We start from the raw sequence: 19,891 nt of genomic DNA on the forward strand, positions 1-19,891 counted from the left end.
CAGTGGCGCAATTGACGCTGGTCGGCAATCGATCCATGGGGTGGGGCCGGTTGCGGTGAGGTAGCGAGCTCCCTCACCCGCGAAACCTAGAAGGAGGGAGCCTGCCGGCGGCGTCTCCACTGGCCCAGGCGCTGTTGCAGGCTCAAGGGGCTGTGGATTTGTTGCTGTTGCGCGCGGTTGAACAGGATCAGCGCCAGTTCGGCAGTGGCCAGGGCATCGGCCGCGGCATGGTGGCGTTCCACCACCTGTAGCTTGAACCAGTCGACCCAGTCATCCAGGCCGGCCTCGCGGATAGGCGCTTGTGGGCAGAGCAGCGGGGCCATGTCCGCCACATCGAGGAAGTCGTGCTGCAAGCGGTAGCCCAGGCTGTCCTTCAGTGCGCGGCCAAGCATGTGCTGGTCGAACGGGGCGTGGAAGGCCAGCAGCGGGCTGTCGCCAACGAACTCCATGAAGTCCAGCAGGGCCTCCAGCGGATCGCTGCCGGCCGCGATGGCGCTGGGGCCCAGGCCGTGGATCAGTACGCTGGGGCTGAGCTTGTGCCCCTCGCGCTGCAGGGTGCGTTCGAACTGCTGGCTGAAGTCGATGGCCCCGTCCTCGATCACTACGGCCCCGATGGACAGCACCTGGTCGCGATTGAGGTTCAGGCCGCTGGTCTCGACGTCCACCACCACCCAGCGTTGTTCGCGCAGGCTGCGCTCATCCAGCGGGGTGAATGCCGGCAGGCGATCGCGGCGCTGTTGCTGGGTGCTGTCCAGGACGCTGGCGGCAGGGCGAAACCAGTTGAACAGGCTCATAGCTGGTACCGCAGGGCCAGGCTGCTCTGCAGGCGCTGGGCCTGGCGCAGGGACTCGCGCAGGATGCGCCGGTCCAGGTGGTTGAGGCTGTCCGGGTCGAGCCGGTTGGAGTAGGGCTGGTTGTCCCGGGTCTGGCGCTGGTGCTGTTGCATGCGGGTTTGCTGGATGAAGTGGTAGGCCTCTTCATAGGCGGCGCCGTCCAGCGGCTCGATGACTTGCTTGGACACCAGTTGGCGCAGGCGCTCCAAGGTGTTGATGGCGCCGATGCCGTTGGCCAGGGCCAGCAGCCGGGCACCGTCGACGAAGGGCGTGAGGCCCTGGACCTTGAGGTCGAGGGTGGCTTTCTCGCCGTTCTTTTTGGCCAGTACGAACTCGCGAAAGCGCCCCACCGGCGGGCGCTGGCGCAGGGCGTTTTCTGCCAGCATGCGCTGGAACAGGCGATTGTCGGCCACCTGGTCGAGGATGCCGCGGCGCAACTGCTCGGCACCTTGCTCGTCGCCCCAGACCACCCGCAAATCGAAATAGATGCTCGAGCCCAGCAGGTTCTCCGGGGTCGCCTCGCGGATGAAGGCGGCGAAGCGCCGGGCCCATTCGGCTCGGGACAGGCACAGCTCGGGGTTGCCGGCCATGATGTTGCCCTTGCACAGGGTGAAGCCGCACAGAGCCAGGCTCTGGTTGATCTGCTGGGCGATGGGCAGCAGCTTGCCGCGGATCTCGGCGGCGTGGGCCGCGTCCCGGGCCTCGAACAGGATGCCGTTGTCCTGGTCGGTGTGCAGGGTCTGTTCGCGCCGGCCTTCGCTGCCGAAGCACAGCCAGCTGAAGGGCACGCCGGGGTCGCCCTTGTCGGCCAGGGTCAGCTCGATCACCCGGCACACGGTGTGATCGTTGAGCAGAGTGATGATGTGAGTGATCTGGGTCGATGAGGCGCCATGGGCCAGCATGCGTTCCACCAGTTGGCCGATCTCGCCGCGCAGCGCCACCAGGTGTTCCACTCGCGGCGCGTTGCGGATGGTGCGTGCCAGGTGCACCAGGTCGACCCGTTGCAGGGAAAACAGGTCGCGCTCGGACACCACGCCGCACAGGCGTTGCTCCTTGACCAGGCAGACGTGGGCGATATGGCGCTCGGTCATGGCGATGGCGGCGTCGAAGGCGCTGTGGTCCGGGCTGAGGAAGAACGGCGCCTGGGTCATGTGGCGTTCGATAGGCTGGTTGAGGTCCTGGCTGCCGTCGGCCACCACCTGGCGCAGGTCGCGCAGGGTGAAGATCCCCAGGGGCGCCTTGCGTTCGTCCACCACCACGATGCTGCCTACCTGTTGTTCATGCATCTGCGCCACGGCTTCGCGCAGCGGCGTGGCCGGGGAGCACGTCACGGGGTGGCGCATGGCAAGCTCACCCAGGCGGGTGTTCAGCGAGTATTGGGTGCCGAGGGTTTCGACAGCCTTGCGCTTGACCTGCTGGTTGACCTGGTCGAGCAGGCTGCTGACCCCACGCAGGGCGAAGTCGCGAAACTCCGCCGAGAGGGCGAATAGCTTGATGAAGGCGTCCTTGTTTAATTGCAGGCAGAAGGTGTCTTCGGCGGCCCGGTGTTCGGTACGGGTGGCGCGTTCGCCCAGCAGCGCGGCCAAGGGGAAGCACTCACCGGTGGTGATCTCGAAGGTGGTTTCGGTGCTGCCCTTGGCGGCGTGGGTGCGCTCACCCACCACACGGCCCTGCTTGACGATGTAGAAGTGCTCCACCGGGCCGTCGGCGGGCTTGATGATGCTGTCGCCGGGGCCGTAGAAGCGCAGTTGGCACTGTTCTACCAGATAGGCCAGGTGCAGGTTTTCCATCTGGTTGAAAGGGGGGAAACGTTGCAGGAACTGCACAGTGCCCTGGATGTTCTGCAACACCGCGGTCTTCCCTGCCTGGATGAAGGCGTCCGCTTTACTCATGACGATTACCGCAAGCTTTTTGGATTTGTTGTGTTCGGATCAGGGCAATGGTCGGCCCAGGGACTGGCAGGTGCCCATTGGACGTAAGTCTAGGAGGCGCCTCGCTATTGCCGTGCTCTTGGGTCGCGTTGCTTCGGGCTTGGCCGGTTCGGCTACCGGGGGCCGGACATTTGGCTTTGAGCCACAGGCCATCGATGCAAAAAAGCTCTGATCAAGACTCTTGGCAATTTTTCCGACGAAGTGCACATTGGAGGCCTGCCTGGCGATGTCTGACCACTGTGCTAGGTGATTCGATCCTGTAGAGAACTGTATGTCCGACCACGATATCTTGAGCGATGCCGAGCGCGAGGCGCTGAGTGCCGTCATGCTGGAGCCCGATCTGCCGGCGCAGCGGGTGTTGATCGCCGATGACGACAAGGATGCCCGCGAATTGCTTTCGGAGATCCTCGGTCTTGATGGCATTCGTTGCATGACCGCGGCCAGTGGCAAGGCTGCGTTGGAAATGCTCGAGTCGAACAAGTCCATCGGCCTGTTGATCACTGACCTGCGCATGGCACCTTGCAGTGGCCTGGACCTGATTCGCCAGGTGCGTGAATCGGAACGGGCGGCGTTGCCGATCATCATCATTTCCGGCGATGCCGATGTGCGCGACGCCATCGCCGCCATGCACCTGAGCGTGGTGGACTTCCTGCTCAAGCCCATCGACACCGGCAAGCTGTTGGCGTTGGTCAAGCACGAGCTGGGCGTGGTGCTGTAGCGCCAAGGGGGCAGCGAGCCGAAATGAAAAAGCCCCGGTCATGGACCGGGGCTTTTTTGTTGCTGGTGCTGCGCCGTTACAGGCCGTTCTTGGCCTTGAACTCACGGCGCCGACGGTGCAGGACCGGCTCGGTGTAGCCGTTGGGCTGCTTGGTGCCTTCGATCACCAGTTCCAGGGCAGCCTGGAAGGCGATGTTGCTGTCGAAGTTCGGGGCCAGTGGGCGGTACAGCGAGTCGCCGGCGTTCTGCCGGTCAACGACTGGAGCCATGCGCTTGAGGCTTTCGAGCACCTGCTCCTGGGTCACCACGCCATGGCGCAGCCAGTTGGCGATGTGCTGGCTGGAGATCCGCAGGGTGGCGCGGTCTTCCATGAGGCCGACATCGTTGATGTCCGGCACCTTGGAACAGCCCACGCCCTGGTCGATCCAGCGCACCACGTAACCAAGGATGCCCTGGGCGTTGTTGTCCAGTTCGTTCTTGATCTGCTCCGGCGTCCAGCTCGGGTTGACTGCCAGCGGGATGGTCAGGATGTCATCCACCGAAGCACGGGCGCGCTTGGCCAGTTCGGCCTGGCGGGCGAATACGTCGACCTTGTGGTAGTGCAGCACGTGCAGGGCGGCGGCAGTCGGCGACGGCACCCAGGCAGTATTGGCACCGGCCAGCGGGTGGGCGATTTTCTGTTCGAGCATCGCTGCCATCAGGTCGGGCATCGCCCACATGCCTTTACCGATTTGCGCACGACCTTGCAGGCCGGTGCTCAGACCGATATCGACGTTCCAGTTCTCGTAGGCGCCGATCCATTTCTCGGCCTTCATGTCGGCCTTGCGCACCATGGCGCCGGCTTCCATGGAGGTGTGGATCTCGTCGCCGGTGCGGTCGAGGAAGCCGGTGTTGATGAACACCACGCGCTCGCTGGCCGCCTTGATGCAAGCCTTGAGGTTGACCGTGGTACGGCGCTCCTCGTCCATGATCCCGACTTTCAGGGTGTTGCGCGGCAGGTTCAGCACCTCTTCGATGCGGCCGAACAGCTCGTTGGTGAACGCGGCTTCTTCAGGGCCGTGCATCTTCGGCTTGACGATGTACACCGAGCCGGTGCGGCTGTTCTTGCGCGAGGTGTTGCCGTTGAGGTTGTGGATCGCCGCGAGGCTGGTGACCAGGCCGTCGAGGATGCCTTCCGGCACTTCGTTGCCGTGCTGGTCGAGGATCGCGTCGATGGTCATCAGGTGGCCGACGTTACGCACGAACAGCAGCGAGCGACCATGCAGCTTCACGGACTTGCCGTCGGCGCCGGTGTACTCGCGGTCGTCGTTCATGGTGCGGGTGAAGGTCTTGCCGCCCTTGGCCACTTCTTCGGCCAAGTCGCCTTTCATCAGGCCCAGCCAGTTGCGGTAGATCACTACCTTGTCGTCGGCATCGACCGCGGCGACTGAGTCTTCGCAGTCCATGATGGTGGTCAGGGCCGCTTCCATCAGCAGGTCCTTGACCCCGGCGGCGTCGGTCTGGCCGACGGGGCTTGCGGCGTCGATCTGGATCTCGAAGTGCAGGCCGTTGTGCTTGAGCAGGATCGCGGTCGGTGCCGCGGCATCGCCCTGGTAGCCGATCAGTTGGGCATCGTTGCGCAGGCCGATGTTGCTGCCGCCCTTGAGGCCTGCCACCAGCTTGCCGCCAACGATCTTGTAGCTCACCGAATCCACGTGGGAGCCAGCGGTCAAGGGGGCGGATTCATCGAGGAAGGCGCGGGCGAAGGCGATGACCTTGTCGCCGCGGACCTTGTTGTAGCCTTTGCCCTTTTGCGCCCCATCGGCTTCGCTGATGGCGTCGGTGCCGTACAGCGCGTCGTACAGCGAGCCCCAGCGGGCGTTGGAGGCGTTGAGGGCGAAGCGGGCGTTCATCACCGGCACTACCAGCTGCGGGCCGGCCATGCGGGCGATCTCTTCATCGACGTTTTGGGTCGTCGCCTGGAAATCCGCTGCTTCTGGCAGCAGGTAACCGATGTCTTGCAAGAAGGCTTTGTAAGCCACGGCGTCATGCGCCTGGCCGGCACGAGACTGGTGCCAGGCATCGATCCGGGCCTGGAAGTCGTCGCGCTTGGCGAGTAGGGCTTTGTTCTTCGGGGCCAGGTCGTGGATGACCTTGTCGGCACCGGCCCAGAACGCGTCGGCGGTGAGGCCGGTACCGGGAATGGCTTCGTTGTTCACGAAGTCGAACAGGACTCTGGCGACCTGCAGGCCACCGACTTGAACGTGTTCAGTCATTGCTTGCCTCACTCTGCTCAGCTATTTCGCTTTTCAGCTCTTCAAATTAACAATGAAGCCGGCGGCCATTTAAAGCACAACCCTGATCACCAGTACATGCCATCGCTGGCGGCTGGGTGCTTCCAATCAACGGCGGAGCCTTGCTGACGGGGATTGCGGGGGTTGTGATCAAGCCTTGGCAGACATCGTTCCAACATTATGTAGTGCGCGCTGCGGCATACTACATGATGAATTGCGGTTGTGAAAATTAGACTAAATACGTCGTTTCGCGACTCAATAATGCAGTGCGGTCACGCTGGGAAGCTTGGTGTTCGCAAAAAGCCGATGGATTGTTCCATATAAATACAAAAAGTTGTACACGATTTGTATTTTTGGGCTACCGGCCCATTTGCCTGGCCTCGACCAGGGGCACCGGGCGCTGCTGGCGAGGCTGCCTATAATTGCTCTTCCACCCGTAAAAGAGGGCTGTGCCATGGACCATCTCGTTCTCACGGTATTCGCTGCGGACAAGGCCGGGCAGGTCGAACGCATTGCCCAGTGCATCGCCGCCCACGGTGGCAACTGGCTGGAAAGCCGCCTGTCGCGCATGGCCGGGCAGTTCGCCGGCATTCTCCGGGTGGCGGTGCCGGCCGAAGCCTACGATGAGCTGGTGGACGCCTTGCAGGGGCTTTCGGCCCAGGGCATCCGCGTGTTGATCGCGCAAAGCGGCATCGAGCAATCTTGCACCTGGAAACCCATTGCCATGGAACTGGTGGGTAACGACCGACCGGGGATTGTCCGGGACATCACCCGCTTGCTGGCGGAGCAGGGGGTCAATCTGGAGCGGCTGGTGACGGAAGTGCGGCCGGCGCCCATGAGCAGCGAGCCGCTGTTCCATGCCGAGGCCATCCTGGCAGTGCCCCTGACCCTGTCCCTTGAGGTCTTGCAGGCACGCCTGGAAACCCTGGCGGACGACCTGATGGTGGAGTTGGTGCTACGCAGCGAAGGCTGAGGGCCGTTGGATGGGTTATCCCAGTAAAGCGTGCATGCGCCTGTGGATAACCTGTAGAGACCCGTCGCTGGCCCAGGGATGTCGCGGCTTCCCGTGAATTGATCAAAAAACCGGCAATTTCAAGGGCTTGTGCACAAACGGCGGGGACCAGCCTGTGGATAAGCTTGGGAAGAACCGCCGCAGGCCACAGGGGACGTGGCCTGCAGATGATTGATTGTTTATTGATCAGTTACGTCCGCGCAGGCTCAGCCAGGCATCCACGCTGTACACCGCCAGGCCCGCCCAGATGAACATGAAAGCCACCAGGGTGCTGGAAGAGAGTTGCTCACCGAACAGCAGCACGGCCTGGAGCAGCACCAGGGTCGGGGCCAGGTATTGCAGGAACCCCAGGGTGGTGTAGGGCAGGTCCCGGGCGGCGGCGTTGAAGCACACCAGCGGGATCAGCGTCACCGGGCCGGCCGCCACCAGCCACCAGGCTTCTGAGCTGGTCCAGAAGGCCGCATGGGCGCTGCTGGCGTCCGGGTGCAACAGCAACCAGGCCATTGCGATGGGCACCAGCATCCAGGTTTCCACCACCAGTCCCGGCAAGGCCTTCACTGGAGCCTGCTTGCGGATCAGGCCATAGAAACCGAAGCTCAGCGCCAGGGCCAGCGAGACCCAGGGCAGGCTACCCAACTGCCAGACCTGCTGGGCCACCCCGACCGCCGCCAGCAGCACCGCCAGCCACTGCAGGCGGCGCAGGCGCTCGCCGAGGATCAGCATGCCCATCAGTACGTTGATCAGCGGGTTGATGTAGTAGCCCAGGCTGGCCTCGACCATGCGCCCGTTGTTTACCGACCAGACATAGGTCAGCCAGTTGGCGGCGATCAGGGTGCCGCTCAGGGCCAGGATCGCCAGGCGCCGTGGGTTGTCCCGCAGTTCCCGCCACCAGCCGGGGTGCTTCCAGACCACCAGCAGCAGGCCGCCGAACAGCGCTGACCAGAGCACCCGGTGGACGATGATTTCCACGGCGGGCACGCTGGCGATGGCTTTGAAATAGAGCGGAAACAGACCCCAGATGATGTAGGCGGTCAGGCCCAGGATGTACCCGCGGCGCGGGTTGGCGGCTTGCATGGAGAATCCTTGCTTAGGCAACTATCAAAGGCGCGATTGTAAGGATAATTGTCTATACCTGTCCTGGCTTTTCCGTGCATGGCCTGCCGTTCCCGTCCGGGGCTTCAGAACAGCCGCAGGGGTTCTTCGTCGAGCGCCGCCAATTGTTCGCGCAGGGCCAGTACCTGGTCGCCCCAATAACGTTCGCTACCGAACCAGGAGAAGCTGCGGGGGAACGCCGGGTCATCCCAGCGCCGGGCCAGCCAGGCGCTGTAGTGCATCAGGCGCAGGGCCCGCAGCGGCTCGATCAGTGCCAGTTCGCGAGGGTTGAAATCGTGAAACTCGCTGTAGCCGTCCATCAACTCGGACAACTGGCCGAGGCGTTCCTGGCGGTCCCCCGCGAGCATCATCCACAGGTCCTGCACCGCAGGGCCCATGCGACAGTCGTCGAGGTCGACGATATGGAACACCTCGTCGCGGCACATCATGTTGCCCGGGTGGCAGTCGCCATGCAGGCGGATGTTCTGGTGCGTAGTGGACTGATAGAGGGCTTCCACGCGCTTGAGCAGGTCGCGGGCGACGGACTCATAGGCCGGCAACAGGCTCTTGGGAATGAAGTTGCCTTGCAGCAGAGTCGCCAGGGAGTCGTGGCCGAAGTTCTGTACGCCCAAGGCCTCGCGGTGGCTGAACGGGCGGCTGGCACCGACGGCGTGCAGGCGGCCCAGCAGTTGCCCGAGGCGATAGAGCTGGTCGAGGTTGCCCGGTTCCGGGGCGCGGCCACCACGCCTTGGGAACAGGGCGAAACGAAATCCCGCATGCTCGAACAGGCTGCGCCCTTCATGGACGATCGGCGCCACCACCGGCACCTCGCACTCAGCCAGTTCGAAGGTGAAGCTGTGTTCTTCGAGGATGGCCTCGTCGTTCCAGCGCTGGGGGCGGTAGAACTTGGCCACCAGCGGCTCGCCCTGGTCGATGCCGACCTGGTAGACGCGGTTCTCGTAGCTGTTGAGGGCCAGGACCCGGGCATCACTGAGAAAGCCGATGCTTTCCACGGCGTCCAGGACCAGGTCGGGGGTGAGGGTATCAAACGGGTGCGACATGCTTACTCCTGCGCGCAGCAGGCTGCCGCGTCCGGCCCAGCATGGTAACGCAGACGGGCAGGCCGGTGGAGGGCGCTATGGCGCCTGCCTCGGCCAGAGGCAGGCGCCGGCTCGGCACGCGCTTGGATCAAGCGCCGATGATGCCGCCATCTTCCCGGGTAATGGCCATCACCGAGGACCGCGGCTTGCCGTTGGGCAAGTGCTCAGGGAAGGTCGAACCGCCGTTTTCCCCCGGGTGCTGGATGCCCACGAACAGGGTCTTGTGGTCCGGGGCGAAGGCGATCCCGGTGACTTCGCAGCCCACCGGTCCGACCATGAAACGGCGGATCTCGCCGCTGTCGGGATCGGCGCAGAGCATCTGGTTGTTGCCCATGCCGGCGAAGTCGCCGCTGTTGCTGTAGTCGCCGTCGGTGAGGATCCACAGGCGCCCGGCCTTGTCGAAACCCAGGCCATCGGGGCTGTTGAACATGTTCTGCGGGGTGATGTTGGAGGAGCCGCCCTTGGGCTTGCCGGCGTGCACGCCAGGGTTGCCGGCGACCACGAACAGGTCCCAGGAGAAGTTCAGCGAGCCATGGTCGTCGCCACCGGTGCGCCAGCGCAGGATCTGCCCATAGACGTTTTTCTCCCGCGGGTTGGGGCCGCCCACCGGCATGCCGTCTTCACCGCGCTTGGAGTTGTTGGTCAGGGTGCAATACACCTGGCCATCCTTGGGGCTGACCACGATCCACTCGGGACGGTCCATGCGTGTGGCCTGGACCACGCTGGCGGCCAGGCGAGCCTGGATCAGCACCTGGGCCTGGTCGGCGAAACCGCTGCTGGCGTCGATGCCGTTCTTGCCATGGGTCAGCTCGATCCACTGGCCCTGGCCCTTGGGGTGGTCCGGGTTGCCATCGCCTGCATCGAAACGCGCCACATACAGCGTGCCGTGGTCCAGCAGGTCGCGGTTGGCCTTGGGATGACGGTGGTTGATGCGGTCGCGGCTGATGAATTTGTAGATGAACTCACCGCGTTCGTCGTCGCCCATGTAGACCACGGCGCGGCCATCGCGGGTTTGCGCCAGGGCGGCGTTCTCATGCTTGAAGCGGCCCAGGGCGGTGCGCTTGATCGGGGTCGATTGCGGATCGAAAGGGTCGATCTCCACCACCCAGCCGTGGCGGTTGAGCTCGTTGGGGTTCTTGGCCAGGTCGAAGCGCGGATCGTGCAGGTGCCAGTTGATGTCGCGGCTGGCCACCGAGGCGCCATAGCGCTTCTGGGCGGCGTCGAACTTGTGCTCGGCGTTGCTGCTGCCGAAGCAGTCGGTGAAGTTCTCTTCGCAGGTCAGGTAGGTGCCCCACGGGGTCTTGCCATTGGCGCAGTTCTGGAAGGTGCCGAGGACTTTCTTGCCCTTGGGGTCGGCGCTGGTCTTGAGCAGCGCGTGGCCGGCGGCGGGGCCGCTGAGGCGGATCGGCGTGTTGCCGTGGATACGCCGGTTGTAGCGCGAGCCCTGGACGAACTGCCACTGGCCGTTCTTGCGTTGCACCTCGATCACTGAAACGCCTTCGCTGGCCTGGGCCTTGCGTGCGTCCTCGGCCGACTGTGGCAGGCCGCCGTGGGGGAAGAGGTAGCGGTAGTTGGTGTATTCGTTGTTGATCGCCATCAGGGCCCGGTTGCGGTCATCCGGGAAGGCGAACAGGCTCATGCCGTCGTTGTTGTCGCCAAATTGCACTTCTTGGGCCTGGGCGGTGCCATTGCCACTCGGGTCGAAGGCCGGGCCGTTCTTGTGCAACGGCTGGCCCCAGCTGATCAGCACCGAGGACTTGTAGCCCGGCGGCAGGGTGATGGTGTCGCTGGTGGCACTGGGGATGCTGGCAAAACCCAGCAGTTGGCCGTTGCCGGCGCTGACACCGGCAGCCAGGGCGCTGCGGCTCAGCAGGCTGCCGCCCAGGAACAGGGCTGCGCCGCACAGGGCGCCGGCACCGATGAAGCCCCGGCGGCTGAGGCCGACGATCTGTTCCAGGTCGGTGGGTTGGTCTTCTTCTAACAGGCTCATATCAGGCTCCCTGCGGGTTTTTGCAGCCACCTTAATGAGCACCGATGACGAATTTGTTGCAGGCCCAAGACCTTGAAAAGGGGCGTCCGGGAGCTTGGGGCCAGGGTCAGAGCGGAGTTCCCAGGAGCACATGGGAGGGGGAGAACTGCACCTGGACCGGCCGGTCTTGCGCCAGCCCCAGGGTTTTCAACAGCAGCGGCTCGGCCAGGGCACAGAGAACCTGGCCATTGGGCAGGGCGATCCGGACTTCGCAAGGGCCGTCCTCGGCATCGAGAATTCGCTCGATGGTGCCTGTGAGGCAATTGTGTCCAGTTGTTACCGGGGCCCCGACGGCCTGCACGTCCAGCCATCCCGCCTTGATCAGGGCCACGACCTCGGTGCCGGGGGCCAGTTCCAGGCGCTGGGTGCTGTCGTGGGTGATCTGCGCCTTGAGCTGGACCCCGTCGGGCAGTTCCAGGCTGAGCAGGTCGTTGCAACCCTGCGGGACAATTTCATGGACCTTGCCGTGCAACTGGTTGCGCGCACTGGTGCGTAGCATCAAGCGCCCCAGCAGGTCGAAATCGCTGGCGTCTTCAGCCGCTTCCAATACCTGGGCCTGCAGCACCTGCAGGCGCTGATAGAGGCGCAAGACCCGTTCACCTTCGGCGGACAGCCTGGCGCCGCCACCGCCCTTGCCGCCAACGCTGCGCTCCACCAGCGGGTTCTGGGCCAGGTTGTTGAGCTCGTCGATGGCGTCCCAGGCCGCCTTGTAGCTCAGGCCGGCACTTTTCGCTGCACGGGTGATGGAGCCCTGCTCGGCGATGTGCTGCAACAGCGCGATGCGCTGCGGGCGACGGGCGATGTGTTGGGTCAACAGGGTGGGCAGGGACATGGCTGGGACGCTTCGGGCACGGAAGATGGACTGGGAGTTTGCGGCTTGAGCGACGAGAGTCAAGTCAGTCCGGGGCCTTGGGCCTGGGAGTACGGGCCAGGCAATAGACGTCCACCTGGCGGGCTCCGGCTGCCAGTAGCAGGCGAGCCAGGGCCTGGGCGGTGGCGCCGGTGGTCAGGACGTCGTCCACCAGCGCCAGGTGCCGGCCCCTGACCTGGGCATCGCTTGCCAGGGTGAACGCCCGGCGCAAGTTACCCTGGCGAGCCCGTGCCCCCAGGCCTTGTTGTGCAGGCGTGTCCTGGGTGCGCCGGACCCACTGTGGCTCGACCGGTAGTTGCAGTTGCCGACCCAACCAGTGGGCCAGCATGCCGGCCTGGTTGAAACCGCGCTGGCGCAGGCGGCGCCGGGACAGTGGCACCGGCACCAGGCAGTCCGGCCGGGGTAACCCCTCGTCGAAACGATAATGCAGGAACTGCCCGAGAAGCTCGGCCATCAGGCGGCCAAAAGGCCACTTTTCATGGTGTTTGAAGCGGCTGACCAGGCTGTCTATCGGGAAGTCGTAGCGCCAAGGGGCGATGACCTTGGTGAACGCCGGAGGTCGTTGCAGGCATTGGCCGCAGGTCGATCCCGCGACCGGCAACGGCAGGGCGCAGACCGGGCACTGGGCCCCGAGCCAGGGCAGGTCGTGCAAGCAGGGCGTGCACAGGGCCATGGCTGAATCGCTGGGTTCGTCGCAGAGCAAACAGGGTTGTTTGTTTTTTAGCCAGATGTAAACCGGTATTTTTCTTTCTGGTTGACAGTGCATGGCGGCTTCCTTAAATATGCCGAACATCCGTGTTGCGGCTGTGGACTTTCCCTGTCCCGCACCGCCTGCCAAGCATAATCAAGGAACCGCCCATGAGCGCCAGCACCACCGCCACCTTGCGTCATGACTGGACTTTGGCTGAAGTCAAAGCCCTGTTCACCCAGCCGTTCAACGACTTGCTGTTCCAGGCGCAGACGGTGCACCGCGCGCATTTCGATGCCAATCGGGTCCAGGTTTCCACCCTGCTGTCGATCAAGACCGGCGCTTGCCCGGAAGATTGCAAATATTGTCCGCAGTCCGGTCACTACAACACCGGCCTGGAAAAGGAAAAACTCCTGGAAGTGCAGAAGGTCCTGGAAGAGGCTGCCCGGGCCAAGGCCATCGGCTCCACGCGTTTTTGCATGGGCGCGGCTTGGAAGCATCCTTCCGCCAAGGACATGCCCTACGTGCTGGAGATGGTCAAAGGGGTCAAGGCCATGGGCCTGGAGACCTGCATGACCCTGGGCAAGCTCGACCAGGAGCAGACCGAGGCCCTGGCCCAGGCTGGCCTGGACTACTACAACCACAACCTGGACACCTCGCCGGAGTTCTACGGCAGCATCATCACCACCCGCACCTATAGCGAACGCCTGCAGACCCTGGCCTATGTGCGCGATGCCGGGATGAAGATCTGTTCCGGCGGCATCCTGGGCATGGGCGAGTCCCTGGACGACCGTGCCGGGCTGTTGATCCAGCTGGCCAACCTGCCCGAGCACCCGGAGTCGGTGCCGATCAACATGCTGGTGAAAGTGGCCGGTACGCCGCTGGAAAATGCCGATGACGTTGACCCGTTCGACTTCATCCGCATGCTCGCCGTGGCGCGGATTCTCATGCCGCAATCCCATGTGCGCCTCTCCGCTGGTCGTGAGGCCATGAACGAGCAGATGCAGGCCCTGGCCTTCTTCGCCGGCGCCAACTCGATTTTCTATGGCGACAAGTTGCTGACCACCGCCAATCCGCAGGCCGACAAGGACATGCAGCTGTTCGCCCGCCTGGGCATCCAGCCCGAAGCGCGCGAAGAGCATGCCGATGAAGTGCACCAGGCGGCCATCGAACAGGCCCTGGTGGAGCAAAAGAGCAGCGAGCAGTTCTACAACGCTGTCGTCTGAGCGACCGACCACCCGTAGCCCGCTGCCACAGGCCGCGACCGACCCGAAAGGGGGCGAGGATCAGGAGTGCATCCCGATCTCGTACACCTGTCGCGGCCAGGGGCAGAGGCGACGGCTCATCTTTTGATCATCGAGGCCTGCATGTCTTTTGATCTTGCCGCGCGCCTCGCTGCGCGCCGTGCCGAACATCTGTATCGCCAGCGTCCCCTGCTCGACAGCCCCCAGGGGCCGCAAGTGGTGGTTGACGGCCAGCCATTGCTGGCGTTCTGCAACAACGACTACCTGGGCCTGGCCAATCATCCGCAAGTGATCGAAGCCTGGCGCGCCGGTGCCAGTCGCTGGGGCGTGGGCGGTGGCGCCTCGCACTTGGTGGTGGGCCATAGCGGCCCGCATCACGCCCTCGAAGAGGCCTTGGCAGAACTCACCGGCCGCCCTCGGGCGTTGCTGTTCAGTACCGGCTACATGGCCAATCTCGGGGCGGTCACGGCCCTGGTGGGGCAGGGCGACACGGTGCTGGAAGACCGTCTCAACCATGCTTCGCTGCTGGATGCCGGGCTGCTCAGTGGCGCGCGTTTCAACCGCTACCTGCACAACGATCCGGCCAGCCTGGCCAAGCGCCTGGAAAAGGCTACCGGCAATACCCTGGTGGTCACCGACGGGGTATTCAGCATGGATGGCGATGTGGCCGATCTGCCGGCCCTGGCCCGTGAAACCAAGGCCCGAGGCGCCTGGCTGATGGTGGACGACGCCCATGGCTTCGGTCCCCTGGGTGCCAACGGCGCGGGCCTGGTAGAACATTACGGCCTGGGCCTGGATGAGGTGCCGGTGCTGGTGGGGACCCTGGGCAAGGCTTTCGGAACCGCTGGGGCCTTTGTCGCAGGGAGCGAGGAATTGATCGAGAGCCTGATCCAGTTCGCCCGGCCCTACATCTATACCACCAGCCAGCCGCCAGCGTTGGCCTGTGCCACCTTGAAGAGCCTGGAGCTACTGCGCAGCGAACACTGGCGCCGCGAGCACCTGGCAAGCCTGGTCCGCCAGTTCCGCCGGGGCGCCGAGCAGATCGGCCTGGCGCTGATGGACAGCTTCACTCCGATCCAGCCCATCCTGGTCGGCGACAGCGCCCGGGCCATGCGCCTGTCACAGAGCCTGCGCGAGCGCGGGATCCTGGTCACCGCCATTCGCCCGCCGACGGTCCCGGCCGGCAGCGCGCGGTTGCGCGTGACCTTGTCCGCCGCTCACAGCGAAAGTCAGGTACAGCTATTGTTAGACGTATTGGCAGATTGCTTCAGTGAACGGCAGGCGGGACCAAGCCATGCGTGATCGACTGATTCTGTTGCCCGGCTGGGGCCTGGGCGTGTCACCCCTGGAGCCCCTGGCGGCGGCATTGCAAGGATTGGATGAGCACCTGAGGGTGGAGATCGAGCCGTTGCCGGAACTGGTATCCAGCGATCCGGCGGACTGGCTGGATGAACTCGATGACGCCCTGCCCGATAACGCCTGGCTGGGCGGCTGGTCCTTGGGAGGCATGCTCGCCTCGGAGTTGGCGGCACGGCGTGGCGAGCGTTGTTGCGGCCTGCTGACCCTGGCCAGCAATCCCAGTTTTGTCGCCCATGAGCACTGGGCCAGCGCGATGGCCGGGGAGACCTTCGATGGGTTCCTGGCGGGCTGCGCTGGCGACCCGCGTGCCACCCTCAAGCGCTTCTCGCTGCTTTGCGCCCAGGGTGCTGGCGACCCGCGAGGTTTGTCCCGGTTGCTGCTCGGTGGCGCGCCGGTCACCCAGCCCGAGGTGTTGATGGCTGGCCTGGAGTTGCTGGCGCAGCTCGACACCCGTGAGGCCTTGCAGGGTTTTCGTGGGCCGCAGTTGCATCTGTTCGCCGGGCTCGATGGCCTGGTGCCTGCCGAGGCGGCGAGTGAGTTGCTGGCATTGTTGCCGGATGTAGAGGTTGGCCTGATTGAACAGGCCAGCCATGGTTTTCTCCTGGAGGACCCCCATGGAGTGGCGGGTGCGATCCAGGCTTTCTTGCATGAGTCCGGCGATGACTGACCTGTCTGTTCCCGTCCCACCTACAGGCCTGCCTGACAAGCGCCGGGTTGCGGCCTCGTTCTCCCGTGCCGCCGCCAGCTATGACAGCGTTGCCGAGTTGCAACGAGCGGTTGGCCAGCAATTGCTGGAGCGCTTGCCCACTGGCTGGGCCCCTGCACGCTGGCTGGACATGGGGTGCGGCACCGGGCACTTCAGCCGGGCGTTGGGCGCACGCTTTCCTGATGGCCAGGGCCTGGCCCTGGATATTGCCGAGGGTATGCTCGAGCATGCCAGGCCCTTGGGCGGCGCTGAGCATTTTATAGCGGGAGACGCCGAGCGCCTGCCGTTGCGGGTGGACAGCTGTGAGTTGATCTTTTCCAGCCTGGCGGTGCAGTGGTGCGCTGATTTCGCCGCGGTGCTCAGGGAGGCGCGACGAGTCCTCAAGCCCGGTGGTGTGCTGGCCTTCGCCAGCCTGTGCGTGGGCACCTTGCACGAGCTGCGCGAGAGCTGGGCACAGGTGGATGGGCAGGTGCACGTCAATCGCTTTCGCGAGTTCGAGCGCTATCGCCAATTGTGCGACGCCAGCGGTTTGCGAGTGCGGAGCCTGGAGCGGGTACCCCATGTCCTGCACTACCCGGACGTGCGCAGCCTGACCCATGAACTCAAGGCCCTGGGCGCGCACAACCTCAATCCTGGTCGCCCTGGTGGCCTGACTGGGCGGGCACGGATCGCAGGGTTGATCGCGGCCTATGAGGGCTTTCGCCAGGCCAAGGGGTTGCCGGCGACTTACCAGGTAGTCCATGCCGTATTGGAGAAACCACTATGAGTCCTGCCTATTTCATCACCGGCACCGACACCGAGGTGGGCAAGACCACCATCGCCGCTGGCCTGCTGCATGCCGCGCGCCTGGCCGGGCTGAGCACGGCGGCGGGCAAGCCGGTGGCGTCCGGTTGCGAGCTGACGGCCAAGGGCCTGCGCAATGCCGATGCCTTGGCGTTGCAAGCGCAGGCGTCGTTGCCACTGAGCTATGAGGAGGTCAACCCGATCGCCTTCGAGCCGGCCATCGCTCCGCACCTGGCCGCACGCGAGGCGGGCGTGGCATTGACGGTGCAGTCGTTGCTGCTGCCCATGCGCCACATCCTGGCCAAGGGCGCGGATTTCACCCTGATCGAAGGTGCAGGTGGTTGGCGCGTACCCCTGGCGGGCCAGGACAATCTCTCGGACCTGGCCATGGCCCTGGGGTTGCCGGTGATCCTGGTGGTGGGGGTGCGGCTGGGGTGCATCAACCATGCCTTGCTGACTGCCGAAGCCATTGCCCGGGATGGCCTGCAACTGGCGGGTTGGGTGGCCAATATCGTCGATCCGAAGACCTCTCGTCTGGAAGAGAACCTGGCGACCCTGGCCGAGCGTCTTCCTGCGCCGTGCCTGGGTAAGGTGCCCTGGCTCCGGCTGGCTGGGGCCGAGGCAGTGGCCGAACACCTGCAACTGGATCTGCTGGACTAGATTTTGCCTATGGCAGGGCATTTGGCCATTAGTGTTTTTGACGGGCGTTTTCTTGACGGGTCTGCTTCAATGACACCCGTCATTCATTTTCCAGGTCGAGTTCTCTCATGGAAATTTCCGGGAACAGCGCTTTCTACGCCGGGCTGAACGCGATTCAGGCCGGGCAGAATCGTGTCGATCAAGCCGCTGGCCAGATTGCCAGCACCGCTGTCGACCGCTCCGCGGGCAGTCAGTCGTCGGAGCTTCAGGTCAACCGCCTGCGCGGTGTGGACCGCAGCCAGGAGTCGGACGTGGCCAGCAGCGTGGTGGAAATGTCCGCCGGCAAGTTCCAGGTGGAACTGGGCGTCAAGGTCGCCAAGGCCTCGGATGAAGCCCTCGGTACGCTGATCGACACCTACGCCTGATTGTCCTTTCGTCGAAGCCCGGCCCCCGTTTTCGGGGGCCGGGCTTTTTCATGCCTGTCTTTATGCCATGTCCTCGGCTGAATTCTTGCGCTGACTGATTGCCGACTAGCCGGCTTCTACACTTCATGGCAGTGCCGTGGGCCTTGGCCTACGCGGGTGTTACATGGCGATGACGAAAGGTATTTGTCCGACGCTTGACAAGATTTGGGCGTAAACGTATGTTTCAAACAACTGTTTGACCGCTATAAAAACTCAACGCGGTTGTTCATTCCCGGTTACATCAGCAGAGGTTTATCGCTATGCCTGACTACAAGGCCCCCTTGCGTGATATTCGCTTCGTTCGTGACGAGCTGCTTGGTTATGAGGCGCACTATCAGAGCCTCCCGGCTTGCCAGGACGCCACTCCGGACATGGTTGACGCCATTCTCGAGGAAGGTGCGAAGTTTTGTGAGCAGGTGCTGGCGCCGCTGAACCGTGTAGGCGACCTGGAAGGTTGCACCTGGAGTGAATCCGGCGTTAAGACCCCAACCGGCTTCAAGGAAGCCTACAAGCAGTTCGTCGAAGGCGGCTGGCCAAGCCTGGCCCACGACGTCGAACACGGCGGCCAGGGCCTGCCTGAGTCGCTGGGCCTGGCGGTCAGCGAAATGGTCGGTGAGGCCAACTGGTCGTGGGGCATGTACCCAGGCCTGTCCCATGGCGCGATGAACACCATTTCCGCCCACGGTACGCCTGAGCAGCAAGACGCCTACCTGACCAAGCTGGTGACCGGCGAGTGGACCGGCACCATGTGCCTGACCGAGCCACATTGCGGCACCGACCTGGGCATGCTGCGCACCAAGGCCGAGCCTCAGGCCGACGGTTCCTACAAAGTCACCGGTACCAAGATCTTCATCTCCGCCGGTGAACACGATATGGCCGACAACATCGTCCACATCGTACTGGCTCGCCTGCCGGACGCCCCGGCCGGCACCAAGGGTATCTCGCTGTTCATCGTGCCCAAGTTCCTGCCCAACGCCGATGGCTCTGTCGGCCAGCGTAACGCCGTGAGCTGCGGTTCCCTGGAACACAAGATGGGTATCCACGGCAACGCCACCTGCGTGATGAACTTCGACGCGGCCACCGGTTTCCTGATCGGCCCGGCGAACAAAGGCCTGAACTGCATGTTCACCTTCATGAACACCGCTCGCCTGGGTACTGCGCTGCAAGGCCTGGCCCACGCCGAGATCGGTTTCCAGGGTGGCCTGAAATACGCTCGCGACCGCCTGCAAATGCGCTCGCTGACCGGCCCGAAAGCACCGGACAAGGCTGCCGACCCGATCATCGTGCACCCGGACGTGCGTCGCATGCTGCTGACCATGAAGGCGTTCGCCGAAGGCAACCGCGCCATGGTCTACTTCACCGCCAAGCAGGTGGACATCGTCAAGTACGGTGTGGATGAAGAAGAGAAGAAGAAGGCCGATGCCCTGCTGGCCTTCATGACCCCGATCGCCAAGGCCTTCATGACCGAGGTGGGCTTCGAATCCGCCAACCACGGCGTGCAGATCTACGGTGGCCACGGTTTCATCGCCGAGTGGGGCATGGAGCAGAACGTTCGCGACAGCCGTATCTCGATGCTGTACGAAGGCACCACCGGTATCCAGGCCCTGGACCTGCTGGGCCGCAAGGTGCTGATGACCCAGGGCGAGGCGCTGAAGGGGTTCACCAAGATCGTCCACAAGTTCTGCCAGAACAACGAAGGCAACGAAGCCGTGAAGGAATTCGTGGCACCGCTGGCGGCACTGAACAAGGAATGGGGCGAGCTGACCATGAAAGTGGGCATGGCCGCGATGAAGGACCGTGAAGAAGTCGGTGCTGCTTCGGTGGACTACCTGATGTACTCCGGTTATGCCTGCCTGGCCTACTTCTGGGCCGACATGGCACGCCTGGCGGCCGAGAAGCTGGCTGCCGGCACCACCGAAGAGGCCTTCTACACCGCCAAGCTGCAGACCGCGCGCTTCTACTTCCAGCGCATCCTGCCGCGTACTCGCACTCATGTCGCCACCATGCTGTCGGGCGCCAACAACCTGATGGACATGAAGGAAGAGGATTTCGGCCTGGCTTACTAAGCCTGTCCGGCTCCACTGCGAAGCCGCTCGCCCCTCGGGGCGAGCGGCTTTTTTGCATCTGCGGACCTTCGGTAAAAATTCCCG

General features: G+C 64.0%; 17 protein-coding genes. 9 read left to right on the forward strand and 8 right to left on the reverse strand.

Annotated elements, in window-relative coordinates; genetic code table 11:
* Positions 1-86: 86 nt before the first annotated feature.
* Positions 87-794: a 3'-5' exonuclease gene (locus C4K39_RS19605; RefSeq protein ID WP_124347221.1), complete on the reverse strand. Its 708-nt coding sequence runs from the start codon at positions 792-794 to the stop codon at positions 87-89.
* Positions 791-2,725 carry a putative nucleotidyltransferase substrate binding domain-containing protein gene (locus C4K39_RS19610; RefSeq protein WP_302468283.1) on the reverse strand — a complete coding sequence of 645 codons (1,935 nt, stop codon included), beginning with the start codon at positions 2,723-2,725 and terminating at the stop codon, positions 791-793. Before C4K39_RS19610 ends, C4K39_RS19605 begins: the two co-directional genes overlap by 4 nt.
* A gap of 310 nt (positions 2,726-3,035) precedes the next feature.
* On the opposite strand from C4K39_RS19610, the gene C4K39_RS19615 reads away from it, so the two are divergent.
* Positions 3,036-3,482 carry a response regulator gene (locus tag C4K39_RS19615; RefSeq protein WP_068575666.1) on the forward strand — a complete coding sequence of 149 codons (447 nt, stop codon included), beginning with the start codon at positions 3,036-3,038 and terminating at the stop codon, positions 3,480-3,482.
* 76 nt (positions 3,483-3,558) lie between these two features.
* Here C4K39_RS19615 and C4K39_RS19620 read toward each other — a convergent pair whose 3' ends face one another.
* Positions 3,559-5,736 carry a malate synthase G gene (locus tag C4K39_RS19620; RefSeq protein WP_124347223.1) on the reverse strand — a complete coding sequence of 726 codons (2,178 nt, stop codon included), beginning with the start codon at positions 5,734-5,736 and terminating at the stop codon, positions 3,559-3,561.
* Between the two features lie 472 nt (positions 5,737-6,208).
* Here C4K39_RS19620 and C4K39_RS19625 point away from each other — a divergent pair, with 472 nt between their 5' ends.
* Positions 6,209-6,727 (forward strand): glycine cleavage system transcriptional repressor, encoded by a 519-nt coding sequence (locus C4K39_RS19625; protein ID WP_124347224.1) that lies wholly within the window; start codon positions 6,209-6,211, stop codon positions 6,725-6,727.
* Between the two features lie 225 nt (positions 6,728-6,952).
* Here the strand turns inward: C4K39_RS19625 and rarD are convergent, their stop codons facing one another.
* From rarD to C4K39_RS19650, 5 genes are all read right to left on the reverse strand, one after another.
* Positions 6,953-7,840, reverse strand: coding sequence for an EamA family transporter RarD (gene rarD, locus C4K39_RS19630; protein WP_068575660.1), 888 nt, complete (start codon positions 7,838-7,840; stop codon positions 6,953-6,955).
* A 104-nt stretch (positions 7,841-7,944) separates the two neighbouring features.
* Positions 7,945-8,919 (reverse strand): serine/threonine protein kinase, encoded by a 975-nt coding sequence (locus C4K39_RS19635; RefSeq protein ID WP_124347225.1) that lies wholly within the window; start codon positions 8,917-8,919, stop codon positions 7,945-7,947.
* A 127-nt stretch (positions 8,920-9,046) separates the two neighbouring features.
* The gene (locus C4K39_RS19640) at positions 9,047-10,948 is read right to left on the reverse strand and encodes a PhoX family protein (RefSeq protein WP_068575657.1); all 1,902 of its coding nucleotides are present in this window, start codon (positions 10,946-10,948) and stop codon (positions 9,047-9,049) included.
* Positions 10,949-11,054: 106 nt separating this feature from the next.
* Entirely contained in the window at positions 11,055-11,819 is a 765-nt protein-coding gene (locus C4K39_RS19645; protein ID WP_068575655.1) for a TOBE domain-containing protein, read from the reverse strand.
* Between the two features lie 64 nt (positions 11,820-11,883).
* Positions 11,884-12,624, reverse strand: coding sequence for a ComFC family protein (locus tag C4K39_RS19650; RefSeq protein ID WP_124347226.1), 741 nt, complete (start codon positions 12,622-12,624; stop codon positions 11,884-11,886).
* Positions 12,625-12,716: 92 nt separating this feature from the next.
* On the opposite strand from C4K39_RS19650, the gene bioB reads away from it, so the two are divergent.
* From bioB to C4K39_RS19685, 7 genes are all read left to right on the forward strand, one after another.
* A complete protein-coding gene (gene bioB, locus C4K39_RS19655) occupies positions 12,717-13,772 on the forward strand; it encodes a biotin synthase BioB (protein ID WP_068575651.1) in 1,056 nt (351 codons plus the stop codon).
* A 141-nt stretch (positions 13,773-13,913) separates the two neighbouring features.
* A complete protein-coding gene (gene bioF, locus C4K39_RS19660; protein WP_124347227.1) occupies positions 13,914-15,092 on the forward strand; it encodes an 8-amino-7-oxononanoate synthase in 1,179 nt (392 codons plus the stop codon).
* Complete coding sequence (locus C4K39_RS19665; RefSeq protein ID WP_068575648.1) at positions 15,085-15,816, forward strand: alpha/beta fold hydrolase; 732 nt, start codon at positions 15,085-15,087, stop codon at positions 15,814-15,816. Before bioF ends, C4K39_RS19665 begins: the two co-directional genes overlap by 8 nt.
* The gene (bioC, locus tag C4K39_RS19670; protein ID WP_124347228.1) at positions 15,809-16,621 is read left to right on the forward strand and encodes a malonyl-ACP O-methyltransferase BioC; all 813 of its coding nucleotides are present in this window, start codon (positions 15,809-15,811) and stop codon (positions 16,619-16,621) included. The genes C4K39_RS19665 and bioC overlap by 8 nt, the downstream gene beginning before the upstream one ends.
* On the forward strand, positions 16,618-17,298 hold the full coding sequence (bioD, locus tag C4K39_RS19675; RefSeq protein ID WP_124347229.1) for a dethiobiotin synthase: 681 nt from the start codon (positions 16,618-16,620) through the stop codon (positions 17,296-17,298). Before bioC ends, bioD begins: the two co-directional genes overlap by 4 nt.
* Before the next feature lie 107 nt (positions 17,299-17,405).
* Positions 17,406-17,702, forward strand: coding sequence for a pyrroloquinoline quinone biosynthesis protein PqqE (locus C4K39_RS19680; RefSeq protein ID WP_068575641.1), 297 nt, complete (start codon positions 17,406-17,408; stop codon positions 17,700-17,702).
* A gap of 299 nt (positions 17,703-18,001) precedes the next feature.
* Positions 18,002-19,807 carry a phenylacyl-CoA dehydrogenase gene (locus C4K39_RS19685; RefSeq protein ID WP_053137672.1) on the forward strand — a complete coding sequence of 602 codons (1,806 nt, stop codon included), beginning with the start codon at positions 18,002-18,004 and terminating at the stop codon, positions 19,805-19,807.
* The last annotated feature ends 84 nt before the right edge of the window (positions 19,808-19,891 follow it).

This window comes from Pseudomonas sessilinigenes (genome assembly GCF_003850565.1).
GTDB classification, from domain to species: domain Bacteria; phylum Pseudomonadota; class Gammaproteobacteria; order Pseudomonadales; family Pseudomonadaceae; genus Aquipseudomonas; species Aquipseudomonas sessilinigenes.